The 24857-nt window shown below is 73.7% G+C and carries 21 protein-coding genes; 5 read left to right on the forward strand and 16 right to left on the reverse strand.

Annotated features, from left to right (window positions below):
- Positions 1 to 50 precede the first annotated feature (50 nt).
- Entirely contained in the window at positions 51 to 1292 is a 1242-nt protein-coding gene (locus OHS17_RS23220) for a styrene monooxygenase/indole monooxygenase family protein (RefSeq protein WP_330313706.1), read from the forward strand.
- Between the two features lie 25 nt (positions 1293 to 1317).
- Here OHS17_RS23220 and OHS17_RS23225 read toward each other — a convergent pair whose 3' ends face one another.
- The 5 genes from OHS17_RS23225 to OHS17_RS23245 form a co-directional block, all read right to left on the reverse strand.
- On the reverse strand, positions 1318 to 2472 hold the full coding sequence (locus OHS17_RS23225) for a C40 family peptidase (protein WP_330313707.1): 1155 nt from the start codon (positions 2470 to 2472) through the stop codon (positions 1318 to 1320).
- Positions 2473 to 2643: 171 nt separating this feature from the next.
- Positions 2644 to 5364, reverse strand: coding sequence for an outer membrane protein assembly factor BamB family protein (locus OHS17_RS23230; RefSeq protein ID WP_330313708.1), 2721 nt, complete (start codon positions 5362 to 5364; stop codon positions 2644 to 2646).
- A gap of 230 nt (positions 5365 to 5594) precedes the next feature.
- Positions 5595 to 5879, reverse strand: coding sequence for a hypothetical protein (locus OHS17_RS23235; protein WP_330313709.1), 285 nt, complete (start codon positions 5877 to 5879; stop codon positions 5595 to 5597).
- Between the two features lie 17 nt (positions 5880 to 5896).
- On the reverse strand, positions 5897 to 6649 hold the full coding sequence (locus tag OHS17_RS23240) for a TetR/AcrR family transcriptional regulator (protein ID WP_330313710.1): 753 nt from the start codon (positions 6647 to 6649) through the stop codon (positions 5897 to 5899).
- A gap of 26 nt (positions 6650 to 6675) precedes the next feature.
- Complete coding sequence (locus tag OHS17_RS23245) at positions 6676 to 7611, reverse strand: AurF N-oxygenase family protein (RefSeq protein ID WP_161207601.1); 936 nt, start codon at positions 7609 to 7611, stop codon at positions 6676 to 6678.
- A 177-nt stretch (positions 7612 to 7788) separates the two neighbouring features.
- Between OHS17_RS23245 and OHS17_RS23250 the strand changes: the two genes are divergently transcribed.
- Entirely contained in the window at positions 7789 to 8907 is a 1119-nt protein-coding gene (locus OHS17_RS23250; RefSeq protein ID WP_330313711.1) for a ferritin-like domain-containing protein, read from the forward strand.
- Complete coding sequence (locus OHS17_RS23255; protein WP_330313712.1) at positions 8891 to 9934, forward strand: protein kinase family protein; 1044 nt, start codon at positions 8891 to 8893, stop codon at positions 9932 to 9934. Before OHS17_RS23250 ends, OHS17_RS23255 begins: the two co-directional genes overlap by 17 nt.
- A gap of 2 nt (positions 9935 to 9936) precedes the next feature.
- On the opposite strand, the gene OHS17_RS23260 is transcribed toward OHS17_RS23255, so the two are convergent.
- The gene (locus tag OHS17_RS23260; protein ID WP_330313713.1) at positions 9937 to 10440 is read right to left on the reverse strand and encodes a GNAT family N-acetyltransferase; all 504 of its coding nucleotides are present in this window, start codon (positions 10438 to 10440) and stop codon (positions 9937 to 9939) included.
- 87 nt (positions 10441 to 10527) lie between these two features.
- Between OHS17_RS23260 and OHS17_RS23265 the strand changes: the two genes are divergently transcribed.
- A complete protein-coding gene (locus tag OHS17_RS23265) occupies positions 10528 to 11415 on the forward strand; it encodes a hypothetical protein (RefSeq protein WP_330313714.1) in 888 nt (295 codons plus the stop codon).
- 7 nt (positions 11416 to 11422) lie between these two features.
- On the opposite strand, the gene OHS17_RS23270 is transcribed toward OHS17_RS23265, so the two are convergent.
- From OHS17_RS23270 to ligD, 9 genes are all read right to left on the reverse strand, one after another.
- Positions 11423 to 11728: an SCO0607 family lipoprotein gene (locus OHS17_RS23270; RefSeq protein WP_330313715.1), complete on the reverse strand. Its 306-nt coding sequence runs from the start codon at positions 11726 to 11728 to the stop codon at positions 11423 to 11425.
- A 77-nt stretch (positions 11729 to 11805) separates the two neighbouring features.
- Positions 11806 to 12900 (reverse strand): amidase, encoded by a 1095-nt coding sequence (locus OHS17_RS23275; RefSeq protein WP_330313716.1) that lies wholly within the window; start codon positions 12898 to 12900, stop codon positions 11806 to 11808.
- A 4-nt stretch (positions 12901 to 12904) separates the two neighbouring features.
- Positions 12905 to 14362 (reverse strand): penicillin-binding transpeptidase domain-containing protein, encoded by a 1458-nt coding sequence (locus OHS17_RS23280; RefSeq protein ID WP_330313717.1) that lies wholly within the window; start codon positions 14360 to 14362, stop codon positions 12905 to 12907.
- Positions 14359 to 15765: an FtsW/RodA/SpoVE family cell cycle protein gene (locus tag OHS17_RS23285; protein WP_330313718.1), complete on the reverse strand. Its 1407-nt coding sequence runs from the start codon at positions 15763 to 15765 to the stop codon at positions 14359 to 14361. The genes OHS17_RS23280 and OHS17_RS23285 overlap by 4 nt, the downstream gene beginning before the upstream one ends.
- A 62-nt stretch (positions 15766 to 15827) precedes the next feature.
- A complete protein-coding gene (locus tag OHS17_RS23290; protein ID WP_330313719.1) occupies positions 15828 to 17135 on the reverse strand; it encodes a HAMP domain-containing sensor histidine kinase in 1308 nt (435 codons plus the stop codon).
- Positions 17132 to 17860: a hypothetical protein gene (locus OHS17_RS23295; RefSeq protein WP_330313720.1), complete on the reverse strand. Its 729-nt coding sequence runs from the start codon at positions 17858 to 17860 to the stop codon at positions 17132 to 17134. The genes OHS17_RS23290 and OHS17_RS23295 overlap by 4 nt, the downstream gene beginning before the upstream one ends.
- Before the next feature lie 107 nt (positions 17861 to 17967).
- Complete coding sequence (locus tag OHS17_RS23300) at positions 17968 to 18303, reverse strand: zinc-ribbon domain-containing protein (RefSeq protein ID WP_330313721.1); 336 nt, start codon at positions 18301 to 18303, stop codon at positions 17968 to 17970.
- Positions 18300 to 20414 (reverse strand): PBS lyase, encoded by a 2115-nt coding sequence (locus OHS17_RS23305; RefSeq protein WP_330313722.1) that lies wholly within the window; start codon positions 20412 to 20414, stop codon positions 18300 to 18302. Before OHS17_RS23305 ends, OHS17_RS23300 begins: the two co-directional genes overlap by 4 nt.
- Positions 20415 to 20563: 149 nt before the next feature.
- Positions 20564 to 21454: a non-homologous end-joining DNA ligase gene (ligD, locus tag OHS17_RS23310; RefSeq protein ID WP_330313723.1), complete on the reverse strand. Its 891-nt coding sequence runs from the start codon at positions 21452 to 21454 to the stop codon at positions 20564 to 20566.
- 62 nt (positions 21455 to 21516) lie between these two features.
- On the opposite strand from ligD, the gene ku reads away from it, so the two are divergent.
- Complete coding sequence (ku, locus tag OHS17_RS23315; RefSeq protein WP_330313724.1) at positions 21517 to 22572, forward strand: non-homologous end joining protein Ku; 1056 nt, start codon at positions 21517 to 21519, stop codon at positions 22570 to 22572.
- A gap of 80 nt (positions 22573 to 22652) precedes the next feature.
- On the opposite strand, the gene OHS17_RS23320 is transcribed toward ku, so the two are convergent.
- Complete coding sequence (locus OHS17_RS23320; RefSeq protein WP_330313725.1) at positions 22653 to 24563, reverse strand: S53 family peptidase; 1911 nt, start codon at positions 24561 to 24563, stop codon at positions 22653 to 22655.
- Between the last annotated feature and the right edge of the window lie 294 nt (positions 24564 to 24857).

The following is a 24857-nucleotide window of genomic DNA, read 5'->3' on the forward strand; positions in this document are numbered from 1 at the left end:
TTCCGGACACGGCCCAGAGCCTTTCTGATCACACACAACGGAGAACCGCGATGCGGAAGATACTGATAGTCGGAGCCGGTCAGTCCGGGCTCCAGCTCGCCCTGGGACTTCAGTCCAAGGGGTACGAAGTCACCCTGATGTCCAACCGCACCGCCGACGAGATCCGCTCCGGGCGGGTCATGTCCACGCAGTGCATGTTCCACACCGCGCTCCAGCACGAGCGGGACCTCCAGCTCAACTTCTGGGAGTCCCAGGCCCCCCGCATCGAGGGCCTCGGCGTCTCGGTCGCCGCCCCCGACTCCTCGCGGGCCGTCGACTGGGTCGGCAAGCTCGACGGATACGCCCAGTCCGTGGACCAGCGCGTCAAGATGGCCGGCTGGATGGACACCTTCGCCCAGCGCGGCGGACAGCTCGTCATCCACGGCGCGGCCGTCTCCGACCTGGACTACTTCTCCCGCACCTACGACCTGGTGATGGTCGCCGCGGGCAAGGGTGAGCTGGTCTCGATGTTCGGCCGGGACGCCTCCCGTTCGCCGTTCGACGCCCCGCAGCGCGCGCTGGCCGTCGCCTACGTCCACGGCATGGGCCCGCGCCCGGAGCACCCGGAGTTCGACGCGGTCCGCTGCAACCTGGTCCCGGGCGTCGGCGAGCTCTTCGTGATGCCGACCCTGACCACCTCCGGCCGCGCCGACATCCTGTTCTGGGAGGGCGTCCCGGGCGGGCCGCTCGACGCGTTCCAGGGCGTCAAGGACCCCTCCGAGCACCTGGCGAAGACCCTGGAGCTGATGGAGCGGTTCACGCCCTGGGAGTACGCCCGCGCCACCAAGGTCGAGCTGACCGACGCCAACGGCACCCTCGCCGGCCGCTACGCCCCCACCGTCCGCAAGCCGGTCGGCCGGCTGCCCGGCGGCGGCCTGGTGCTCGGCGTCGCGGACGTCGTCGTCGCCAACGACCCGATCACCGGCCAGGGCTCCAACTCGGCGTCCAAGTGCGCCGCCGCCTACCTCGACGCGATCGTGGAGCACGGCGACCGCGCGTTCGACGAGGCGTGGATGCAGGCCACGTTCGACCGGTACTGGGACACCGCCCAGCACGTCACCAAGTGGACCAACGCCATGCTCGGCGTCCCGCCGGAGCACGTGCTGAACCTGATCGGCGCCGCCGGACAGCTCCAGCCGGTCGCGGACCGCTTCGCCAACGGCTTCAACGACCCGGCCGACTTCGAGAACTTCTTCTTCGAGCCCGAGAAGGCCGACGCCTACCTCGCCTCGGTGGCGGGCCCGGCCGCCTGAGCCCGCGGCTTCCCGGCCCCGGCCGTCACGCGCCCGGGGCCGAGGAGGCGCCGTACCCCTCGTCCGAACCGTCCGTCGCTCCCTTGGGCAGTTCCGGGCCCTGGTACGAGGCGAGCGGCGTGCTGTCCGGGTCGGGCCGGACCGCGCCGAGCACCGGGTTGGACGCCACGGGCGAGACCTTCACGCTGGTGCCGGGGCGGGGCGCCTGCACCACCAGGCCGTTGCCGATGTACAGCGCCACATGGGTCGCCTCCGGGAAGTAGACCACCAGGTCGCCGGGGCGCAGCGCGTTCATCGGGACCCTGGTCAGCTGCCGCCACTGCTCCTGCGAGGTGCGCGGAATGACGCGGCCGGCGCTCGCCCACGCCTGCGAGGTGAGCCCGGAGCAGTCGAACGAACCCGGACCCTCCGCGCCCCACACGTACGGCTTGCCGATCTGCCGGACCGCGTACCCGACGGCCTCGCCGCCCTGGGCGGTCGGCGGGCGGGACGAGGAGAGCGCGCCGGAGGCCACCAGGGCGCTCTGGGCCTGGTCCGTGTTCTTCCGCTCCAGCCCCGAGACGTCGGCGAGCTGGTCGGCGCTGAGCGAGGCGAGCTTCGCCTCCACCTGTTTCAGCCGGGTGCGCACGGTGTCGCGGTCCTTCTTCTTCCGCGCGGCCAGGGTCCGCTGCTCGGCGAGGACCTTGCGGGACTCCTTCGCCAGCTGGTCCGCCCGCTTCTCGGCCGCGCCGAGCCGCTGCACGGCCGCCATCCGCCCGGCGGCGAGGCGCTGGATGACCTGGCCCTGGGTCAGGGCGGCCTCGGGGTCGCGCATCAGGAGCAGCCGCAGATACGCGGAGAGCTCGGACCGGCCCTGGTACTGCTCGCGGGCCAGCTGCCCGGCGGCGTCCCGGCCCCTGGTCAGCGAGCGGCGTGCGGTGACGAGGGCCGCGTCGAGCTTCTTCGCCTGCGCGGCCCGCTTCTTCAGCTCGGCCGTCGTGCCGTTGTACGTCTCGGTGGCCTGTTCGGCCTGCTGGTAGAGGCGCTGCAACTCGGTCAGCAGCCCGGCGACCCCGGCGGCCGGAGCGCCGGGTGCGGGTGGCGGGGGCGAGGGGGCCGCTACGGCGGTGGCGGGTGAGACCACGACGACGGCGGCCAGCGCCGCCGTACCGAGGGAACGCACCAGGGTGCCCGACGACACGACATCACCTCCGGAACCGGGGTGAATCGTGCGACTACCCCATGAGTGAGCGCAATGCGTCCATACGCTCACCCGTGCGACGGGGCGATGCAAGAAGCCACGGCCGTGGAGGCCCCCGCCGCCCTCCGGATTTCGCCCGGAAGGCGGCGGGTGGCGGGCCGGGAGGTGCCGTCAGGCGACCGGGAAGGCGTACGCGTTGCGGCCGCGCCGGACGACCGCCGTCTTGTCGTACGCCAGCACCTGGTAGCCGGCGTTGACGGTCTCGCCCTCCGGGCCCTGGTCGCCGATGTCCTGGAACTTCCAGAGCCGCTTGCCGTCCGAGGTCGAGAAGGCGGTGACCTGGCCGGTGTCGGCCGCGAGCAGGGTGTCGCCGGTGGAGCTGACGGAGAGCACGGCGGAGCCGGTCCCCGCCGCCTCCGTGGAGCGCTGCCACGCCGGCTTCCCGCTCTTGCGGTCGACCGCCCCGACCATGTGGTTGCGGTTCGTGGTGTACAGCACATCGCCCGCCGTGAGCGACGGGCCGAAGACGGAGCCGTTCGTGGTGGCCTTCAGCGTCCACCGGGCCTTGCCGCCGGGGGTCTCGAAGGCGCGCAGGCCGCTGCCCTCGGCCGCGTACAGCATGCCGTCCTTGTCGCCGACCGCCGCCCCGCCGAGGTTGACGTTGCCGAACTGCCGGGTCCACTGGACCTTGCCGGTCTTGCGGTCGTAGCTGCGGAAGACGCCCTTGTTCTTCGCTGCCTTCAGGTCGGCCGGGGTGAGCGTCAGACGTTCCTGCCGTACGACGATGGCGTCCGGCCGGATCGCGATCAGGCGGAGCACGGGCGCGATCGGGCCCACCGCGTTGGGCACCGGGGTCCGCCACAGCTCCTTGCGCTGCACGATGTCGTAGCCGAACAGGTAGGACTTGACGACCTGCTGGTCCTTGCCGGGCTTCTGGCCCTTCTTCGGCTTCGGCGCCTTCACGGTGGTCCGGTGCGAGCCGGTGAACCAGATGGTCGCGCCCTCCGACCCGATCAGCGTGCGGATCGTCATGCCGGGCACGCCCTGGAAGCCGTCGGAGAACGGAACCCGGTGGGCGGCCTTGCCGTCCTTCGCCGACAGCCACAGGAACTCCGTCGGCGTCGCGACGAAGCAGAACTCGTCGCCCGCGGCCAGCGCCGCCTGGCCCTTCGCGCCGTCCGCGTTCTGCCACAGCCTGCGGCCGGTCCGCAGATCGACGGCGCTGGCCTGGCTGTCGTCGGTGAGGACCAGCAGCCGGTTCTTCCAGACCGCGGCGGTCCGGGGGAGCGGGTCGGAGTCCGGGTGGTTGTAGACCCACTGGGGCTGCGGGGCGGACCCCGCCACGCTGGGCCCGCCCGACGTCGGTGCCGGCTTCGGGTCCGGGCCCGGCTTGTCGTCATCGTCGCCGGAGGTCAGCGCGTACAGCGTCCCGCCGCCGATGAGCAGCCCGGCCACGCCGCCCACCGCGCCGAACAGCAGCCCGCGCCGGCTGGGCCCGGAGCGCCGGGGCTCGGCGGGCGGTGCGACGTTCGGGATGGGCGCGGGCGGCAGCGGTACGGGGATGGGCTGGGGAGCCTGGTGCTGGTACGGCGGCTGCGGCTGCTGCTGCGGGTACCCGTACGCGGACTGGTCCGGCCACGGAGCGGGCTGCCCCTGCTGGGCGGGCGGGGCGGGCTGCCCCGGCTGCCCGATCGCCCCGAGCTGCGTGGTCCGGGTGTCCGGCACGGCGGACGCGTCCGGGACCGTGCTGCCCCCGGCGACCGTCGGCTGCTGCCACGCGGGCACCGGAGTCGGCTCGTGCGGCGGCACGGCGTCCTGTATTTCGGGCTCGGGCGCCGGCCGGGGCGCGGGCGCGACGGCGTCCCAGACGTCCCCGTACGACTTCGGGGCATGCGCGCCCCGGGCGCCCGAGGGGTTCTCGTCGGACACCGGATACTGATCGGACACGGGGTTCTCCACAGACGCGTTCTTCATGGACACGGAATTCTCGGGCGCGGCCGCCAGCCGCCGGGCCTCGGCGCCCTGTTCGGACACCGCCGCCCCCAGCTCCTCCGGGAGCCAGCCGGACGCGGCCAGGGCGGACGCGCCCTCCAGGGCGAGTCCGGCGGCCACCGTGCCCGCCGTGGGGCGGTCGGCCGGGTCCTTCGCCAGGCAGCGGGCGATCAGGTCGCGCAGCTCGTCGGGGACACCGCCGAGCTCCGGGGCGGCCTGCGCGATGCGGTCGGCGGCCTCGGCCGGGGGGCCGTCCGCCAGCGGGGTCGTCCCGGTCGCCGCGTAGGCGAGCAGCAGGCCGAGCACGAAGAGGTCGGAGGCCGGGCCCGCCTCCTCGCCCGCGAGCTGTTCCGGGGTCAGATAGCCGAGCCGTACGGAGAGCCGGCCGCCCGGGCCCGCCGACGCCTCGGCCGCCGCGCCCAGCGGGCCGAAGGCGGTGAGCCGGGGGCCGTCCTCGGCGAGCAGCACGGTCCCGGGAGCCAGGCCGTGCAGCACGGCGCCGGTGGCGTGCACCCGGGACAGGGTCTCGGCGAGGCCCGCGCCCAGTATCCGCACGGCACGCCCGGGCAGCGGCCCCGCGGCCCCTATGGCCTCGGCCAGGGTCAGCGCGGGGACGTACGCCGCGGCGGTCCAGGGCGCGTCGGCCCCGTCCGCGCGGGTCTCCAGCGGCCCGTCGACCCAGCCCCCGGCGAGCCGGCCCGCGAGGCGCGCCTCCGCGTCGAAGCGGTGGCGGAAGGCGGGCGAGGCGGCGAGCCCGGGCCGGGCGGCGGTGACCACGACGAGCCCGGCGGGGTCCGTACCGTGCGCGAGGTACTGCACCGCGGCGGCCGTCTCACGCAAGCGGGCCAGCACGGTGTACGGACCGAAACGGCGTGGCTCGTCCTGACGCGGCGCCTCCATGGCGCATCCCCCCTTGTGACCGTCCCGTCCCGTCCCCGGGGACCAGACGTTCGATCTTAGGGCCTGCCGTCCCGCTGCCGTCTGCCGGGCGACGTCTGGCACGCACGCTCGCGGCGTTGCCGAAAAGCCCTAGTAGCTCCGCTACGAGGACTTCCCGGCGCCTTGCGATCGCACGCACCAGACGCCGCCCGGCCGCCCTCCGGGCGACGACGGCAGCGGGACGGCAGGCCCTAATGGGGCGGTTCCTGCGGCTTACCGCCCGGCTTGGACCACGGCCACCGGGGCCGCTCGCGCCCCTCGGGGGCGTACTCGTAGATCCAGCCCCGCTGGATGCCCAGCCGCTTCGTGTGACCGGTCGGGGTCCTGCGGTACGCGTACACCGTGGGCGGTCCGCCGGCCGCGTCCGGGACGGGGACCTCGTACCACTTGGGCGGGTGGCCGGTCGCGCCGGTCAGGACGGGCAGGACCCGGCCGTCCAGCGGGCCGCCGACGAAGGCGGTGTTCTCACTTCTCACCCGGCCAGTCTGACCGATCACTCCGGCGGCAGCAGATGCGCGACCGCGCCGGTCAGCGGGGCGAGCCGGTCCACCAGCCGCCCGGCCGGGCCCTCCGCGGTCTCCAGCGGGAGCAGCGCGGCCACGGCGGCCGCGGTCTGCGGGTCCGAGGACGAGGTGACGGCCAGCAGGCCGATGAACTGGTCGACCAGCCAGTCCCGCAGCTCGGCGGCGTCCGGCCGCTTGCCCTCGTCCAGCCAGATCAGAGAGGCGGCCTCGACCGCGGCGATCCAGGTGCGCACCATCATGCTCATCCGGGGCGCGGGTTCGCTGTGCTCGCCGTGGCCCAGGTGGCACAGGATCTGCTCGGCCGCCGCGCGCCGCACCTCGTCCACGATGGTGGTCGTCCGGGAGGTCTCGGCGACGCTGCCGCCCCGGAGCAGGGCGCTGAAACCGGCGTCGTGCTCGTCCACGAAGGCGAGATAGCGGTCGAGGACGCGGGTCACCCGCTCGGTCGGCGGGCCCTCGGGGGGCTCGGCGAAGCACAGCTTCAGCTGCTCGGCGGCCGAGCGGAGCGCCGCCTCGTACAACTGCTGCCGCCCGCCCGGGAAGTAGCGGTACACCAGTGGGCGCGACACCCCGGCCACCGCCGCGACCTCGTCCAGCGAGACCTCGTCGGGGGGCCGGTGCGCGAAGAGCGTGAGGGCCGCGCCGAGCAGCTGGGTGCGGCGTTCCTCGACGCTGAGTCTTCGGTACGCGCGGCCGGGCGGCGCGGCGGCGGCTGGGGTCATGACACCCAGCCTAAGCGCACCCACCGTCACGCCAGCAGGCCCGAGCTCTTCCAGAGCCGGCGCCCCACCCCGTTCAGGACACCGATGTCCTCGAAGAAGTCGGTCAGCCGCCTGGCACCCGTCTGCATGACCTCCGCCCGGTGTCCGCTGGCCTTGACCTGGGCGACCGCCTCGTGGCGGTTCAGGCCGACGTTCTCGTACACCTGCGGGTTGATGAAGCAGACGGAGAAGACCCGGGCGGCCTGTCCCGAGCTGACGCGGGCCAGTTCGCGTTCCCAGCGCGGCGCGGTCACCATCTGGCGGCGCAGCTCCTCGCGGGCGTAACGGACGTGCCGGGCCTCCTCGATGACGTGGATGCGGGTCACCCCGCGCACCAGGGGCTGGACGCGCTCGTCGGGGAAGGTCAGCCGCTGCATCCAGTCGAGGATCTCCTCGCCGAGGAGCGTCCCGGCGAACGAACCGGGCGTCGTGGACACGCTCTTCAGGACGCGCGCCATGTTGTGGTAGCGGCGCGGCACGGTGTACGTGGGCCCGCCGCCCCAGGTGATCATGCGTCCGAACATCATCGAGTGCCGGCACTCGTCGGCGATCTCGGTGAGCGCGTAGCGGACGTGGTTGCTGGTCGGGGGCTTGTCGTAGACGTGCCGGACGAGCAGCTGCATGAGGATGATCTCGAACCAGATGCCGAGCGAGGCGAGGGACGCGGCCTCGTGCCGGGCGAGTTCCTGCCGCTGGTCGTGCGACATCCGCTGCCACAGCGGGGTGTCGTAGAGCGAGACCAGCTCGGGCGGCCAGAACCACTTGCCGTCCTCCGGCAGGGCGTCCCAGTCGAGTTCCTTGTCGGGGTCGAAGGAGTGCTTGGCGGACGCCTCCAGGAGCCGTTCGGCTATCTGCTCGCGGCCGCGCAGCGGGCCGAGTGCGTCGCGGAGCGTCTGCAGGTCGCTTTCGGACACGGTCGTCATCGCGGAGGCACCTCACCCATGGGTTACCGATGGTCACCCCCTATGAGACTGCTTGTCAGCAAGGCCGTCAATCCCTTGTGCGCGACTTGTTGACCGCGCGTCTACCAACGTGTGAACCTGCCAACTGAGCGGGGAGCCCGCCGACTTCCCGGCAGTCGCGAGGCGAAGGAGCCGTCCGTGTCGACCCACGACCTCTACACCACCGCCCCCGAGGAACCGCTCTGGACCGTGCCCGCCACCGGCGCCGCCCGCTTCAGCTGGGACTACGACGACGGCCGCGAGCGCCTTCTCGCCCTGTACCAGAAGGGCAAGGACAAGCAGTGGGACGGCAACAAGCGCATCGACTGGAGCCTGGAGGTCGACCCCACCGACCCGCTCGGCACCCCCGACGAGGCCCTGCCCCTGTACGGCACCCCGCACTGGGCGCGGATGACCGAGAAGGACCGGGGCGAGCTGCGGCAGCACTACACCTCCTGGCAGTTCAGCCAGTTCCTGCACGGCGAGCAGGGCGCGATGATCTGCGCCGCCCGCATCGTGGAGGCCGTCCCCGACCTGGACGCCAAGTTCTACTCCGCGACCCAGGCGATGGACGAGGCCCGGCACGCGGAGATATACGGCCGGTTCCTGCACGAGAAGATCGGGATGCTCTACCCGGTCAACCACAACCTTCAGGGCCTGCTCGGCGACACCCTGCGCGACTCCCGCTGGGACATGCCCTACCTCGGCATGCAGGTCCTCATCGAGGGCCTGGCGCTGGCCGCGTTCGGCATGATCCGCGACACCACGACCCGGCCGCTGCCCAAGCAGATCCTGGCGTACGTGATGCAGGACGAGGCCCGCCACGTGGCCTTCGGGCGGATGGCGCTGCGCGACTACTACCAGCAGCTCAGCGACGCGGAACGGCGCGAGCGCGAGGAGTTCGTCATCGAGGGCTGCTACCTGATGCGCGACCGCCTCAGCGGGGTCGAGGTCCTGGAGAACTTCGGCGTCGGCAAGCAGGAGGCGAAGGAGCTCTCGGAGCACTCCGAATTCCTCCAGCTCTTCCGTAAGCTGCTGTTCAGCCGCATCGTCCCGTGCGTCAAGGACATCGGCCTGTGGGGCGAACGGCTCCAGAAGGCCTACGTCGACATGGGCGTCCTCGAACTCGGCGACTCCAGCCTCGACCTGCTCATGGCTCAGGACGAGGAGATCGCCGAACAGCTCGACAAGGACCGCTTCGAGGCGGAGGAGCGGGCGAGGGTGGCGGAAGTGGCCGAGGCGATCGCACAGGGCGGGGTCGATGGGGCAGAAGCCTGACGGCGGCCGCGCGGCCGTCCACGCGGCGGTGGCCACCCGGCTCGCGCTGCTGAGCGACCGCCGCCTCGGCCGGGAAGTCGCCGCGGCCACCCCGCTGAGCTCCGGCCTGGGCGGCCGGGCGGCGGAGCTGGACGTCGACGGCACCCGCGTCTTCGTGAAGCGGGTGCCCCTCACCGACCTCGAACTCCGCCCGGAACACGTGCGGTCCACCGCCAACCTCTTCGGGCTGCCGCTGTTCTACCAGTACGGGATCGGCTCGGCCGGATTCGGCGCCTGGCGGGAACTGGCCGCGCACATCCTCACCACGCGCTGGGTCCTCGACGGCGCCCACCCGGACTTCCCGCTGACGTACCACTGGCGGGTCCTGCCCGACACCCCGCCGCAGGGGTACATGGACGCGCTCGGCGGCATCGAGGGCGCCGTGGCCCACTGGGAGGGCCACCCCGCCGTACGCACCAGGCTGGAGGCCATCGGCCGGTCCACCGCGAGCCTGGTCCTCTTCCTGGAACACGTGCCGCACACCCTGGGGTCCTGGCTGGCCGACCGCCGCGCCGACGCCGCGCGGGGCGGCGGGGCACCGCCGTACGCCCGGATCGACGCGGCCCTGACACGAGGCGCGGACTTCATGGGCGCGCATGGGTTCGTCCACTTCGACGCCCACTTCCGCAACGTGCTCACCGACGGCCGGTCGATCCGCTTCGCCGACTTCGGCCTCGCGCTCAGCACCGCCTTCGAACTCTCCGCCGAGGAGACCGCGTTCCTGGCCGCGCACCGCGCGTACGACCGCCATTACGTCGCGGGCGACCTGCTGCGCCACCACTTGTCGGACGAGGTGTACGACGCCGCCTTCCTCCGGGCCTGGCTCGCGGGCACCCGCCCCGCCGCCGTACCCCCCGAAGCCGCCGCACTCCTGGACCGCCACGCCCCGGCCGCCCTCGCCCTGGACGCCTTCCACCACAGCCTTCTGAAGGAGAGCCGGCGCACCCCGTACCCCGCCGCCGCGATCGACGCGGCGGCGGGGCGGTGACCCTACGCGGGCGGCCGCTCCATGCAGACGAGGTCCGCGCGCTCGTCCCATGACGGAACGACGGCGAAGCCGAGGCGTTCGTAGAGCGCGAGGGCCCCGGTGCGCCAGCGCCAGACCGAGAGCCGCACGGTGCGGGCGCCCGCGTGCCCGGCCCGCTCCAGCGCGGCGCCGACAAGCGCGGAGGCCACGCCCCGGCCGCGCGCGGCGGGGTCCGTCCAGAGCCGCTTGATCTCCGCCGCCCCGTCGACCGGGCCGGTGACCACGACACAGCCCACCGCCGCACCGCCGTCCCGGGCGACGAGCACGGTGGCGTCCGCGAACGCGCGGTCCGGGTCCTCCGTCTCCCACCGGTAGCGATCGGGCAGCCCGGACGCGTCGGGGACGGGCGCGCCCTTCTCCGCCTCGGTGCACAGGTGGTAGTCGGTGAGCAGCGCGGCCAGGCCGGGCACGGCGCGCAGTGAGCCGGGCGGCGGGCAGTCCACGGAGACGGGGCGGTGGTCGTTCATGGCCCGAGAATCGCACGACGACGCCTCCGGCCCCCGGCCGGGCAGGCCCCGGAAGGCGTCGCGCGCGCATGCCGTAGCTTGTGCGGCATGAGCATGCCCCCGCCCCCGCAGGACCCTTACGGCGCACCCCAGGGCCCCTACGGCCCGCCGCAGCCCCAGCCGAACCCGTACGCCCAGCAGCAGCCCTGGGGAGCCCCGCAGGGCGCCGCGCCCCAGCCGTGGGGAGCCCCGCAGGCCGCCGCACCCCAGCCGTGGGGAGCGCCCCCCGGTGGCCCCGGGTTCCCGCCGCCGGCCCGGCGGACCCGGCCCGGGGTGATCGCGGCGGCCGTCGCCGGGGCGCTCCTGGTGGCGGGCGGCGTCGTCTTCGGCGTCGTACAGCTGGGCGACAAGGCCGACGACAAGCTGCCGGTGTCCAGCGGGTCCGGCGGGTCCGACGGGTTCCCGGCCGCCGAGTACAAGCTGACCGTGCCGAAGACCCTGCTTGAGGGCGACTACACCCTCCAGGCCGACACCTCGGCGACGGACGGCAAGGACATCGAGGAGACGTACGACCCGACCATCCGCGACCCCAGGGCCGTGGTCACGCAGTACGCGTCGAAGGACGGCGGGACGCTGATCGTGTCGGGGATGTGGGGCCGCATCAAGAAGCCCGAGTTCTCCCGCGACACGATCCTCAAGGGCGCCGCCGAGGCCGAGGGCATGACCGTGGCGGTGCCCGCGCGGGAGTTCACGCCCGCGGGCTACGGGATCACCGTCGCCTGCGAGGTCGTCCGCTCCGAGGACGGCGGCGTCACCAGCACCCTGCCCATGTGCGCCTGGGGCGATGACAACACCGCCTCCTTCGTCGCCGTCGTCACCGAGGAGACCGCGCTCCAGGACCCCGACGAGGTGGACCTCGCCGAGGCGGCCCGTCAGGCGGCCCAGGTCCGCAAGGAGATGCGCGAGCCGATCGGGTCGGGGGCGGCGGCCGGCTGACCGGCCGTTACTGCGAGACCTCGATGATGTTCCCGTCCTTGTCGAGGCTGTGCTCGTTCCAGTACGTCCACCACTTGTCGTCCACGTGCTGGGGGACCTTGCCCTCGGGGTAGCGGGCGTACCCCTTGGGCGGCTCCTCGCCGTCCTTCACGCAGGCGCTGCCCGTGCTGCCGACGTACAGCACCGGGTACTCGCCGCCGGAGCAGACCGCGTCCGCCGTCGAGCACGCGGACGTGAGCAGCGCGAACACCGCGCTGCCGACGGTGAGGGCGGCGGTGGTCCGCAGGGAACGGGGACGGCTGGCTGTACGCATCGTGGCGCTCCTTCAGGGGGTGGCTGTCGGGATCAAGGCTGCCGTCCCGGCCGTCGGGCCGCCCTGAGTACACGTACTCATCCACGGCGTCCGCGTACTTGTGCGAACGGCTCACCCGGACCCCACAGCGCCCGCTCCACCGCCCCCGCCGCACCCAGCAGTCCGGCGTCCCGCCCCCGGGCGGCGACGAGTTGGAGCCCCACCGGGCAGCCGTCCCCGGTGAACCCGGCGGGCACGCTCGCCGCCGGATGGCCGCTCAGGTTGAACGCCCAGGTCAGCGCGGTCGAGAAGGTGGCGCCCGGACCCTCGTGGCCGTGCGGACGGTTGGGCGTGACCGGGGTCAGGAGCAGGGGCGTCCGGGCGAAGAAGGCGTCCAGGCGCCTGTCGTTCTCCGCGCGCACCTCCGCCTCCGGCGGGCGTACGTCCCCGCCCCGCACCGCCAGCCAGGCCGCCGCCGGGTCCAGCAGATCGAAACCCTCGGTGAGCCGCACGACCCCGGCCGCCTCAAGCCGCCGCACCGCACCCCGCACCACGGCCGCCACCTCCGGCTCGGTCTCGGCGAAGCCCAGGTCCGGGCTGTAGGCGGCGGACAGCGGCAGCACCGGCGAAACACCCGCGTACCCGTCCAGTACGCAGCGCAGATACGTCTCCGCCTCTGCCGCCGACGCCGCCAGCACCCCGGCCGACGCGAGCCCCGACCGGTCCGGCGAGGGCAGCAGGCCGTTCGTCGTCTTCAGGCCGAACACCCCGCACCAGGCGGCCGGGATGCGCACCGACCCCGCTCCGTCGCTGCCCGTCGCCAGCGGCACCAGGCCCGCCGCGACCGCCGCCGCCGAGCCCGCCGACGAACCGCCCGGGGTCCGGTCCGGGCGCCAGGGGTTGACCGTACGGCCGTGCCTGCCGAGGCCCCACGTCTGCCAGTGCGTCCCCGGCCCGGGCACGGAGGTCGAGCCGACCGGGACCCCGCCCGCGGCGATCAGCCGCCGCGCCGCGTAGGAGCGGAGGCCGGTGGGGCCCTTCACCGCGAAGGGGAGCCCGGCCAGTGGAAGGCGGGACGCGGCGGGGAGCCGGGCGAGCGCCTCCTCGGGCCAGACGTCCAGGAAGGCGCCGAGCCCCGGGTCCTCGCGGTCGATCGAGGCCAGCACCGCGCGCAGTTCCCCGGAATCGGCCATGGGCTCAGTCTTCCAGGGCCGCCTCCATCACGGCACGGGCGATCGGGGCCGCGCTGCCGCCGCCGCTGATGTCGGCGCGGTCGGCCTCGGCGTCCTCCACGACGACGGCGACCGCGACCGCCGGGCGGGGAGCGCCGTCCGCCTGCGCCCAGGAGATGAACCAGGCGTACGGCAGGTCGGAGTTGTCGACGCCGTGCTGGGCGGTGCCGGTCTTGCCGCCGACGGTCGCCCCGTCGATCGCCGCGTTCCCGCCCGTACCGTCCTGGACGACATCGACCATCATCTGCCGCAGCTGGGTCGCCGTCATGGGGTTCATCGCCCGGTGGTACGACGTCGACCCCGTGGTGCGGACGGTGGCCCCGTCGTGCTTGGTCGTCCGCTCCACCAGGTGCGGGTACATCAGCTCCCCGCCGTTGGCGACGGCCGCCGCGACCATCGCCATCTGGAGCGGGGTCGCCGTGGTGTCGAACTGGCCGATCGAGGACTGCGCCAGCTGGTCGTCGCTCATCTCCGTGTCGAAGTTGCTCCTCGCCACCCCGGACGGGATCTTCAGCCCGGTGTCGTTGAAGCCGAACCGCTCGGCCGCGTCCACCATTCCGTCGAGCCCGACCCGCACCCCGAGGTGCGCCATGACGGTGTTGCAGGAGACCCGGATCGCGTCCGCGAGGGACGCCTTCTCGCAGCCGCGCGACTCGTTGGGCAGCACGGTCGAGGTGCCCGGCAGGACGTACGGGGACGGGGTGTCGGTCTCCTCGTCCGGATCGGTGACGACCTCCGCGTCCAGCGCGGCCGCCGCCGTCACGATCTTGAACGTGGAGCCCGGCGGATAGGTCTGCCGGATCGCCCGGTTGAGCATGGGCCGGCTCTCCGCGTCGTTCAGCTCCCGCCAGGCGCCCGTGACGGCCGCGCCGGTCCCGGACAGCCGCCCGGGGTCGTACGAGGGCGTGGAGACCAGGGCCAGGATGCGCCCGGTCGACGGTTCGACGGCGGCGACCGCGCCCCGCCGGTTGCCCAGCCCCTCGTACGCGGCACGCTGCATCGCGTCCCGGACCGTGGTCACGACGTCCCCGCCCGGCTGCTGGGTCCGGCTCACCTCGCCCCACAGGGGGAGCGGGGCGAGCAGCGGGTCGGTGCCCGCGAGGATGCCGTCCTCGGCGTTCTCGATCAGGGTGGTGCCGTACGTCTGCGAGGCGTAGCCGGTCACCGGCGCGTACAGCGGCCCGTAGCGGTAGGTCCGTTCGTACGCCAGCTGCTCGCCGGTGTCCTTCGAGCCGGTCACGGGCCGCCCGTCTGCCAGGATGTTGCCGCGCGGCTGGTCGTAACGGGCGATGGTGTTACGGCGGTTGGCCGGGTTGTCGTCCAGCGTGTCGGCCTCGAAGACCTGGACCCGGGCGGCGTTGGCCAGCAGCGCGACGAGCAGCAGCAGGCAGAAGGCGGCGGCGTGCCGGATGTAGCGGATCACCGGTCGTCCCCCTCGGCCGGGGACTGCGACGAGCCCGCCGGGACCGACGCCACCACCCCCGTCTCCACCGGGTCCGGCGCGGGCCTGCGGGCGCGATCGCTGACCCGGATCAGCAGCGCCACGATGATCCAGTTGGTGACCACGGACGAACCGCCCTGCGCCAGGAACGGCATCGCCATTCCGGTCAGCGGGATCAGCCCCATCACCCCGCCCGCGATCACGAAGACCTGGAGCGCCAGGATCGAGGCGAGGCCGATCGAGAGCAGCCGCCCGAACGCGTCGCGCAGCGAGAGCCCCGCCCGGAACCCCCGGGCCACCAGCAGCGCGTACAGCAGGAAGAGCGCGGTCAGCCCGGCGTACCCCAGCTCCTCGCCCGCCGTCGCCAGGATGAAGTCCGACTTGGCGGCGAAGCCGATGAGTACGGAGTGCCCGAGCCCCAGCCCCGTACCGAGCATCCCGCCCGCCGCGAAGGCGAACAGCGACTGGGCGAGCTGGCCCGGACCGCGTCCGGCGTCGATCGAGGCGAACGGATCGAGCCAGTCCTGCACCCTGCTGTGCACATGCGGTTCGAACGAGCCGACGACGAACGCGCCGACCGCCGCGAGCAGCAGCCCCACCGCGATCCAGCCCCGGCGCCCGGTCGCCACGTACAGCAGGATCACGAACAGCCCGAAGAACAGCAGCGAGGTGCCCAGATCGCGTTCCAGGACCAGCACGCCGACGCTGAGCAGCCAGATCGCCACGATCGGGCCGAGCACCCGGCCGGTGGGCAGCTGGAACCTCCAGACCGTGCGGCCGGTGTACGCGAGGGCGTTGCTGTTCGCCGCGAGGTAGGCGGCGAAGAACACCGCGAGCAGGATCTTGGCGAACTCGCCGGGCTGGAAGGAGAAGCCGCCGACCCGGATCCAGATCTTCGCCCCGTTCACCGCCGGGAAGAAGATCGGCACGATCATCAGGACCAGCGCGGCGGCCACCGACACGTACGCGTACCGCTGGAGGATCCGGTGGTCGCGCAGGAACACCACGACCGCGATGAAGAACGCGACGCCGATCGTGGACCAGATCAGCTGGGTCGTCGCCGCCCGGTCGCCCGGCGTCTCCAGGTCGAGCCGGTAGATCAGCACCAGGCCGATCCCGTTGAGCAGGACGGCGATCGGCAGCAGCAGCGGATCGGCGTACGGGGCGCGGAGCCGTACCGCGAGATGCGCGAGCAGCGCCAGCAGGCCGAGCCCGCCGCCGTACCCCGCGACATCGGGCGGGACCGCGTCGTCGTGGGCGAGCCCGACCGCGGCGTAGCCGCAGACGGAGATCAGGACGGCCCCGATGAGGAGCGAGAGTTCCACGCCGCGCCGCCGGGGCAGGCGCAGCTCGGGCGGGGGTGCGTCCGCCGTCGATGCGGTCATGCCCCGCAACGTAGCAAGACGCGGGTGGTATGTCGGTTATGTCGAGGCGCGTGCGGGGCGGCTCATGGCTCCTCGCGCCGCTCCCCGCCGTCCGGCCCCTCGTACCGGGGCAGCGTCAGCCGGGCCACCGCGCCGCCGTCCGGCGCGTTCCCGAAGGTGAGCGCCGCGCCCATCACCTCGGCCTGGCCGGCCGCGATGGTCAGCCCGAGGCCGTGCCCCTTGCCGCCGCCCTCGGTGCGGAAGCGCTGCGGGCCGCCCGATGTCAGGTACTCCGGGAAGCCGTCCCCGTGGTCCCGCACGGTCACCGCGGGCCCGTCGACGGTGAGCACCACGGGCGGCCGGCCGTGCCGGTGGGCGTTGCTGATCAGGTTGCCCAGGACGCGCTCCAGGCGCCGCCGGTCCGTCTCGACGCGCACCGGCTCCCCGGTGACCTCGACCCGGGTGTCCGTGCCCCGCGCCACGCGGGCGGCGAGCGGGGGCAGTTCGTGGACGGCCAGGTCCACGTGTTCGGTGCGGGCGTCCAGGCGCGAGATCTCCAGCAGGTCCTCGGTCAGGGCGCGCAGGGCCCGGGCCCGGTCCTGTACCAGCTCCGACGGGCGGCCCGGCGGCAGCAGCTCGGCGGCGGCGGACAGGCCGGTGAGCGGGGTCCGCAGCTCGTGCGCCACATCCGCGGTGAACCGCTGTTCCGCCTGGAGCTTGCGCTGGAGCGCCGAGGCCATGGTGTCCAGCGCCCCGGCGACGACGGCGACCTCGTCCTGCCGCCGCGACGGGTCCGCCGTGCGCGGGTCGTCCACCCGCGCGTCCAGGTCGCCCGCGCCGATCCGCCGGGCCACCCGCGCGGTCTGGTGCAGCCGCCGGGTGACCCGGGTGACCGCGAAGGCGCCGACCAGCAGAGTGGCGCCGATGGCCAGCACCGAGGAGCCGATGATCGCCCCGTCCAGGCCGTTGATGGTGCGGGCGCTCTGGCTGTAGTCGGTCCAGGCCGCCAGCGCGTGCCCGCCGTCCGCCGGGGCCGCCGCCCACATCACCGGACGCCCGGTGAGCCGGCCGGTCATCGTCCCGCGCCGCCCGCCCGCCGCCAGCACCCGCAACGGCCCCGGCAGGCCCGGCGGATCGACCCCGGAACGCGGCGGCAGCGCCTCGCCCGCCTCGTACGCGCGCGACACCTCCGTCAGCCGGGCGAGGGACTTCTCGCGGGCGTGGCCCACGGTCTGACGGGTGACCGCGGTGTGCACCAGGACGCCCAGGAGCGCGGCGAGCACGCAGCACATCACGGTGATGAAGACCGCGGCCTTCCAGGTCAGCGTCGCCGTCCAGGCCGGAAGCCGCGGCCGCGAACGCCGCCTCGGCGCCCCTGCCCGGCGGCTCACCGGCGCTCCGCCGACAGGGAGGCCGTGGGCCGGGGCGTGCGCGGGGCGGAGGGGCGCGGCACCGGCGTCCGCCGCCCGCCGTCCCGGGTGCGCAGGATCTCGTCCTGCGTCGGCAGCATCGCGCGCTGCCGCCCGTCCCAGGACCAGGCGGTGCGGTACTCGTACCCCGTGATCGCCGACGGCGCCCGCATGATGAGGTCGCGCCCGGCCAGCTGGACGCTGATGACCGCGTCCGACGTGGACATGATCCGGGTCAGCCCGCCGGACTCCGGCATGTAGACCCGGACGGACAGCTGGCGGCCGGGCATCCGGACCGCGAGGACCATCTCGTCCCGGCCGTCGCCCGTGAGGTCCCGGAAGTACGGCGGCAGCACCGGGCAGGTCCGGGGCGCGGACCGGCAGGCCTCGACCAGCTTCACCGTCCCGGCCGGCAGCTCGCCGCCCTCCCCGGCCCGCTCGGGCGGCACCTTCAGGCCCGCCCGCACCACCGCCACCGGGTCGAGCCGGCGCACATCGCCGCCGGTGACCCGGATGCCGGGGATACGCGCGGTCTCGCCCTCGCCGTAGTCGTAGGGGGCGGCGGACGCCGGCGGGAGGGACGGCCACAGCCGCACCGGGCCGTTCGCGGGCGGGGTGCGCCCGGCGCTCCGCAGCTCCCCGCCGGTGCCGCAGCCGGCCAGCAGCACGATGCCCAGGGTCGCCAGGGCGGGCAGCCGCAGACGCATGACTTCCTCCGTTCCCGGGCGGGCGGACGGGCCGACCCAGCCGACCCTATTCGGAAGGAAGTCTCATATGTGTATTTAGTGCTGATGCCCGGTCAGGGTGGCGCCGCCTACTGCTGGTACGGGTTCTGCCCCTGCCCCGAAGGCCCCGAGGCGCCGGGCGCGTAACCCTGCTGCGGCGCCTGGCCGTACGGGTTGCCGCTCTGTGCGGCCATCTGCTGGGCCAGCAGCTGCTCGGCCTGGTCCTTGGGTATCCGCTGCTCACCGCCGCAGAACGTGCACTGCGTGGCGTACGAGGTCGAGATCGGGAACAGCGGCACGAAGAACAGCGTGAACTTCGTGACCCGCTTGCGCAGCGTGTGCGCCGCCGGGTTCCCGCACCAGCCGCAGACCAGCGTGAGGATCGCCAGCTGGTACAGATACCCTCGCGTGCCGAAAATGATCATGTCGGTTCCTTCCCCGTGTTCCCCGGGAGCGCCCGGCGGCAGAGCGCCAGCAGCTTTTCGTCGGTGTAGGTGTCGTGGCTGCCGCAGTCGCCTTCCGGCGCGTTGTGACGGCGTACGGAGGTGAGTTCGGCGAGCAGCACACGCGCCGCGTCCGACCCTGCACCAACGGGTCCCGTCCGCGCCAGGCATTCCGCGACCCGGACCCGGACCCGGTGGTTCTGCTCCCAGGCGGTCAGCAGCACCGGGACGGACTCCTCGGCACGACCGGAAACCTCCCACAGCGCGATCGCCGCGTCCACCCGTAGCCACACGTTCCCGTCGTACAGCAGCTCCCGCAGCCGGGGCGCGCCCGCCGCCGCCCGCCAGCCGAGGCGCCCCACCGTGCCCACCGCCGCCCGCCGCGCCTCCACGTCCCAGGCCGCCAGCCCCGCGATCAGCGCGGGCAGCACCGCGTCGGCGTCCCCCTCCACCGCCCACAGCGCCCCGGCCGCCTCCGCCGCCTCCACCGTGCCGGTCCGCCGCACCAGGGCGCGCAGCTCCGGTACGGCGCAGCCCGCGGCGGGCCCGAAGGCGGCGAGGGCCCGCAGCGCCGCCGTACGCAGCCGCTCGCCCCCGGCATCCGGGGCCCCGCGCAGCACCCGCAGCACCTCCGGGGCCGCCGCGCCCGCCCGGAGCGCGGCGAGCGCGACCAGCACCGGGCCCACCCGGTCGTACGCCCGCTCGTCGAGCACCGCCTCGCTCAGCCGCTGCCGCAGTGCTCCGGCCAGCGGCAGGGCCGCCTCGCCCAGGCGGGCGACCCCGGGCCCCAGCTCGGACGGCACCAGGGGGTGGCCGAGGGCCGCCGTCAGGGCGGGCAGGACGCGCGGGTCGCCCAGCCGGGCCAGGGCCGTCGCCGCGCTGCCCAGCCGGGTGCGCCCGTCCGGCCAGGTCCGCACCCAGTCCGCGGGGTCCGCCGCGACCCGCTCCGCCAGCGCGTCCGCCGCCGGGGCGGCCAGCCCGGACAGCCCCGCCAGCAGCTGCGCCGCGGACTCGGCGAGCCTCGGCTCGGGCGCGGCCAGCTGCTCGCCCACCAGCCGCACCAGCTCCGCGTACGAACCCCGGCGGCCGCCGATCAGCCGGTCGCTCATGCGGACGGCGTCCACGCGCTGCCAGGGGTCGGGGCTGCGCAGCTGGTCGGCCAGGAGCGCCACCCGCTCGGCGACCCGGTCGTCGAGCCCGGCGTGCAGCGTGCGCAGCAGATCGGCCGTCCAGGGCGCGGCCCGTCCCGCCGTCTCCTCGGCGGACAGCGCCCGCAGCTGGCCCCGCAGGGTCAGTGGGGCCGCCTCGGCGCCCGGGCCCGGCGGCTCGACGGGGCGCGCCCGGGTGGACCCGGGACCGGCGGCCGAGGTGCGCAGCTGCCCCAGCAGGCCCGTCACCACGGGCACCACATCGCCCGGCAGCGCGTGCGGGGCGCAGCGCGCCAGCTGGGCCAGGGCCGCGAGCCGCAGCCCCGGCGGGCCGGGGTCGCCCACCAGCCGGGCGAACCAGTCGGCGACCGGTCCGGCCAGCGGCCGGTGGCGCAGGGCGAGCCGCCCCGCCGCCTCGACCAGGGCGAGCCGCACCTCCTCGTCCCGCTCCGCCGCCAGCCGCGCCCGCAGCAGGGCCAGCACCCTGGCCGGGTCGTCGTGCAGGGCGGCCAGCGCGAGCGGGGCGCTCAGCCGTACGCCCGGGTCCTCGTCGGCCAGCAGCCCGAAGAAGACACCGGCACCGGCGGAGACGGCCGCCGCGGCCATCGCGTAGTTCGCGGCGCCCTCCGCCTCGTCCTCGTCGATCTCGTCCTCGTCGTCCGAGCCCAGATCGATGCCGCCGATGCTGGTCAGCAACTCGACTATGTCGCCCCGGTCCGGCACCCAGGGGTCGGCGACCAGCTCGAAGAGGAAGGGGATGCAGGCGAGCGTGCACGGATAGACGTCGCCCTGGTGGTGCACCGCCCCGTACATCCCGTCCAGCGCCCGCTCCCGCTCCGCCGGATCGGCGGAGGCCAGCCCCCGTAACAGCGCCGGCACGTCGTCCGCCGGTCCGTAGGCATGTTTCATCGAGGCCCAGTCGACCTCTTCGATCCCCGCGAACACGCCATCGCCTCCCCGCCGACGTCACACACGCAGTGTCTGCGCAGAGTGTGCACCACCGCTCGGACGATCCGACCATCCCCGGCGCGCATTTGCCCTGTGACATGACAAGAGTCGCGTACTTACGGTATGGACGGGGCGGGTCCGTCCGATCAGTCCGGAAGCCGTCGTGCCTGTTCCGGATCGCAGAGCGGGGCCAGCAGATCGCCGTGCCGGTCGAGCCGTGCCGCCATGTCGTCCGCCAGGAAGACCAGATCGCCGGGGGAGCGGCAGCCCTCGATCTCCGCCCAGGTGACCGGCGCCGAGACGGCGGGCTCGGCGCGGGCGCGCAGGGTGTAGGGCGTGGCGGTGGTCTTCGCGGTGGCGTTCTGGCTGAAGTCGACGAAGACCTTGCCCGGCCGCAGCGCCTTCCGCATCCGGTGCACCACCAGGTCCGCGAGCTCCTTCTCCGCGCGGACGGCGAGGCCCTTCGCGTACGCCGACACCACCGCCGAGTCCGTGGGGACGACCGGGACCAGCAGGTGCAGGCCCTTGGCGCCCGAGGTCTTCCCGTACGCCGTCAGGCCGTCCTCGGCCAGCCGCTCCCGCAGCCACAGCGCGACCCGGCAGCACTCGACCACCGTGGCGGGCGGCCCAGGGTCCAGGTCGAACACCAGCCGGTCGGCCACCGCCGGGGTCCCGGCCCGCCACTGCGGGGTGTGGAACTCCACCACCAGGTTGGCCGCCCACATCAGCGAGGCCAGATCCTCCACGACCACCTGCTCGGACGGCTCGCTCCCGTGGTGCGGCACCGGGGCCCGGCGTACCCAGGACGGAGTACCGGGCGGCGGGTTCTTGGTGAAGAACAGCTGGCCCTCCGGCCCGTCCGGATAGCGCAGGAAGGACACCGGCCGGTCCCGCAGATGCGCGAGCAGCACCCCGGCCGCCGTGGCCGCGTAGTAGTGCAGCACCTCGCCCTTCGTGGTGCCGGTGGCCGGATACAGCACCTTGTCCAGATTGCTCAGGGACAGCCGTCGCCCCTCCACGTCGGTGATCGGCGTCATACGATAAGAATCACACGCAAAACGCAGCTTTCTCCGTATCTCCGGATACAAGGGGTGAACCGGTGAGATCCATCTGGAACGGCGCCATCTCCTTCGGGCTGGTCAGCATCCCGATCAAGCTGGTCAACGCCACCGAGAACCACTCGATCTCGTTCCGGCAGGTCCACGTCGAGGACGGCGGGCGCATCCGCTACCGCAAGGTGTGCGAGCTGGACGGGGAGGAGGTGCCGTCCGCCGAGATCGGCAAGGCGTACGAGGACGCCGACGGCACGATGATCCCGATCACCGACGAGGATCTGAGCCACCTGCCGCTGCCCACCGCGAAGACCATCGAGATCGTGGCCTTCGTCCCGGCCGACGCGATCGATCCGCTCCAGATGGACGCGGCCTACTACCTCTCGGCCAATGGGGTCCCGGCGGCGAAGCCGTACACCCTGCTGCGCGAGGCCCTGAAGCGGAGCCGGAAGGTGGCCCTCGCCAAGTACGCCCTGCGCGGGCGCGAGCGCCTGGGGATGCTCCGGGTCGTGGACGACGTGATCGCCATGCATGGGCTGCTCTGGCCGGACGAGATCCGGGCCCCCGAGGGCGTCGCCCCGGAGTCCGACGTGACCGTCCGGGACGCGGAGCTGGACCTCGCGGACGCCCTGATGGACACCCTCGGCGAGGTCGACATGGACTCGCTGCACGACGACTACCGGGAGGCGGTCGAGGAGATGATCGCCGCGAAGGCGTCGGGCGAGGCGCCGGAACCGGCCGAGAAGGGCGCGAAGGGGGGCGGCAAGGTCATCGACCTGCTCGCGGCCCTGGAGAGCAGCGTCAAGGCCGCGAAGGAGGCCCGGGGCGAGGAGGGCGACTCCGTCGCGGGCGTCACGCACCTCGCCGACCACAAGGCGTCCGGCACCGACAAGAAGGCATCCGGCTCCGGCGGCGCCGCCAAGAAGTCCGCCTCCTCCCCGAAGTCCACCGGCGGCAAGAAGTCCACGTCCAGCGGTACGGGCAAGCGGGCGGCCAAGAAGACGGCCACCAAGAGCACCGCGAAGAAGACGGCCGCCAAGAAGACGACGGCGAAGAAGACGGGCTCGAAGAGCACCGCGTCCCGGAAGCGCGCCTCGGCCTGACGCGTGCCCGTACGAATGGACATGGGGCCGGTCCACCGCGATCGGTGGCCGGCCCCACGCCTCGTCCCAGCGCCGGGCGGTCAGCGCCGGCGGTAGGAGCTCACATAGCCGGCGGCCGGAGTGCCGACGCCGGTCACGTCGTCGTAGCCGCGCACGGCCGCCAGCGAGGCGTCCTTGCCCAGGCTGCGCACGGTGGTCCGCAGACCGTCCGCCGCGTCGACGCCGTTGACGTAGTCCACCCGGACGACCGCCAGGTCACGGCGCGCGCCGAGCGGGTGGTCGGTCACGTCGTGGTACGCCTTCGAGTGGTACCGGGCGTAGATCGCCGGGTTGGCGAATCCGATCGGCCGCCCGTGCTGGGCCTGCTGCGCCAGCGCCTGGATGCCCGCGATGACCGGGGCCGCCAGCGAGGTGCCGCCGATGCGGTACTCGTCGTAGCCGAGCGAACCGTCGGGCAGGGTCTGGGTCTGCCCGACCAGGAAGCCGGTGTTCGGGTCGGCGACGGCCGCGATGTCCGGGGCCGTGCGCATCCGGGTCTTCCCGTTCGCCCGCGCCAGCGAGTCCGGAACGATCCCGCGCTGGTAGAACGGCTGCTTCACGGTGGAGCTGGTGCCGCCGCCCGCGCCGGAGGTGTACGCGCCGGGGAACCCTTCCCAGCTGCGGCCGTCCGCCGCCAGCGGGGCGTTGAGCGTGCCCCAGCCGGTCTCCCAGAGGTACTTGTCGTGCTTGCCGACCGCGAGCGCGGTGCCGCCGACCGAGGTCACCCAGGCCGAGTCGGACGGCACGTCGATCTGCTTGGTGCCGGTCGAGTCGACGTTGTCGCCCGCGTCACCGGAGGAGAAGTAGAAGCCGATGCCCTCGATCGCGCCCAGCTGGAACACGTGGTCGTAGGCGAGCGCCAGGTCCGGGGTCTGGTTGGCCTCCACATCGCCCCAGGAGTTGGAGACGATGTCCGCGAGGTGGTGGTCGACCACCTTGTTCAGCGAGTCCAGCAGGTCGTTGTCGTAGCAGGAGGCGCCGCCCACGTACACGATGTCGGCGGCGGGCGCGACCGCGTGCACGGCCTCGACGTCGAGGGTCTCCTCGCCGTACCAGCCGGAAGCGCCGCACTCCTCGGTCTTCGTGTACTCCTTGGGGAGCACCTGGCTCAACTGGCCGCGCTTGTAAGGGGCGTCACCGTTGCGCTTCGCGTACTCGGCGGCGTCCTTCGCGATGGTGGGTGAGGCGTACGCGTCGGTGATGGCGACGGTCACGCCCTTGCCGGTGTAGCTCCCGGCCCCGTACGCGGCGCGCAGCTGCTTGCCGGTGTAGCCCTTGACGGCGTACGGCGCCTTCGACCCGTACGCCTTCGGCAGCGAGGAGGCCGTCCTCGACCCGAAGTACGAGGAGAACGGACCGGAGTTGCGGAACACCGCGTCCGGCGGCGGCAGCGCGTCGTCGTGGCGGGCGGTGTGCGGGGCGCTGTCCAGACCGGACACGGCGAGCACGGCGTCACCCAGCCCGGCGGGGACCGAGGCGGTGGTGGCCGGGGCGCGGTAAGTGCGCCCGCCCTTGCGGTAGTTGCGCAGCTGGGTGGAGAACACCTTCTCGGCGGCGGCGACGTCACCGGTGGCCGAGACGTAGTGCTGGTTCGCCCCGGTGACCGTCAGCCCACCGGCCTTCAGCCACTGACTGACCCGCTCGATCTGCTCCGGGGTGGCCCCGAACCGGGCCTGTGCCTGCGCGGGGCTCAGGAACTTCCCGTACGAGGACGACTCCGGGTCCGACACGGCGGCGGCGTAGGCGGCCAGCCCCTTCGCGTCCCGGCCCGCCAGGTGCACCCGGACGGCCACCTTCGTGCTGTCGGACGCGGCCCCCTGGTCGGCCGAGGCGGTCGCCCAGGCCGGTTTGGTGCCCTGCAACGCGTCCCGGCCCCCGTGCCCGGCATCGGCACTGGCATCGGGCATCCCGAGGGCGAGCGCCCCGGCGAGCAACGGCAGTGTCACTGCCATGCTCAGCCCGGCGCGTCGTCCGGCGCGGCTGAATATCAAAACAACAACCCCCTGCGATATGGGTCTCGCGTACGGAGCATGTGCCGAATGAAGTGCACATGTAATGCGCCACTCTGGCGAGGAACGCTTCATGCAGGGGACATGCATTGACCAAGAGTCGACCAAGTGCCGTGGGAACCGGGTCGGTTCGCCTGCCGCCGGGCACCCCGCCCGGCCGCCCGGTAAGGTGCGGAGGGCCGCGACTGGCGCGCACTCCTCGCGGGGTGCTCAGTGGAATCGACCACGAGGGAGCGG

Origin of the sequence: Streptomyces sp. NBC_00523, assembly GCF_036346615.1 — a bacterium.
GTDB lineage: Bacteria > Actinomycetota > Actinomycetes > Streptomycetales > Streptomycetaceae > Streptomyces.

Bases quoted from the DNA above. Each gene is read 5' to 3' on its own strand.
- OHS17_RS23220 (WP_330313706.1), top strand. From the start codon at position 51: ATGCGGAAGATACTGATAGTCGGAGCCGGTCAGTCCGGGCTCCAGCTC.
- OHS17_RS23230 (WP_330313708.1), bottom strand. From the start codon at position 5,364: ATGGAGGCGCCGCGTCAGGACGAGCCACGCCGTTTCGGTCCGTACACC.
- OHS17_RS23240 (WP_330313710.1), bottom strand. From the start codon at position 6,649: ATGACCCCAGCCGCCGCCGCGCCGCCCGGCCGCGCGTACCGAAGACTC.
- OHS17_RS23245 (WP_161207601.1), bottom strand. From the start codon at position 7,611: ATGACGACCGTGTCCGAAAGCGACCTGCAGACGCTCCGCGACGCACTC.
- OHS17_RS23255 (WP_330313712.1), top strand. From the start codon at position 8,891: ATGGGGCAGAAGCCTGACGGCGGCCGCGCGGCCGTCCACGCGGCGGTG.
- OHS17_RS23260 (WP_330313713.1), bottom strand. From the start codon at position 10,440: ATGAACGACCACCGCCCCGTCTCCGTGGACTGCCCGCCGCCCGGCTCA.
- OHS17_RS23265 (WP_330313714.1), top strand. From the start codon at position 10,528: ATGAGCATGCCCCCGCCCCCGCAGGACCCTTACGGCGCACCCCAGGGC.
- OHS17_RS23270 (WP_330313715.1), bottom strand. From the start codon at position 11,728: ATGCGTACAGCCAGCCGTCCCCGTTCCCTGCGGACCACCGCCGCCCTC.
- OHS17_RS23275 (WP_330313716.1), bottom strand. From the start codon at position 12,900: ATGGCCGATTCCGGGGAACTGCGCGCGGTGCTGGCCTCGATCGACCGC.
- OHS17_RS23285 (WP_330313718.1), bottom strand. From the start codon at position 15,765: ATGACCGCATCGACGGCGGACGCACCCCCGCCCGAGCTGCGCCTGCCC.
- OHS17_RS23295 (WP_330313720.1), bottom strand. From the start codon at position 17,860: ATGCGTCTGCGGCTGCCCGCCCTGGCGACCCTGGGCATCGTGCTGCTG.
- OHS17_RS23300 (WP_330313721.1), bottom strand. From the start codon at position 18,303: ATGATCATTTTCGGCACGCGAGGGTATCTGTACCAGCTGGCGATCCTC.
- ligD (WP_330313723.1), bottom strand. From the start codon at position 21,454: ATGACGCCGATCACCGACGTGGAGGGGCGACGGCTGTCCCTGAGCAAT.
- OHS17_RS23320 (WP_330313725.1), bottom strand. From the start codon at position 24,563: ATGGCAGTGACACTGCCGTTGCTCGCCGGGGCGCTCGCCCTCGGGATG.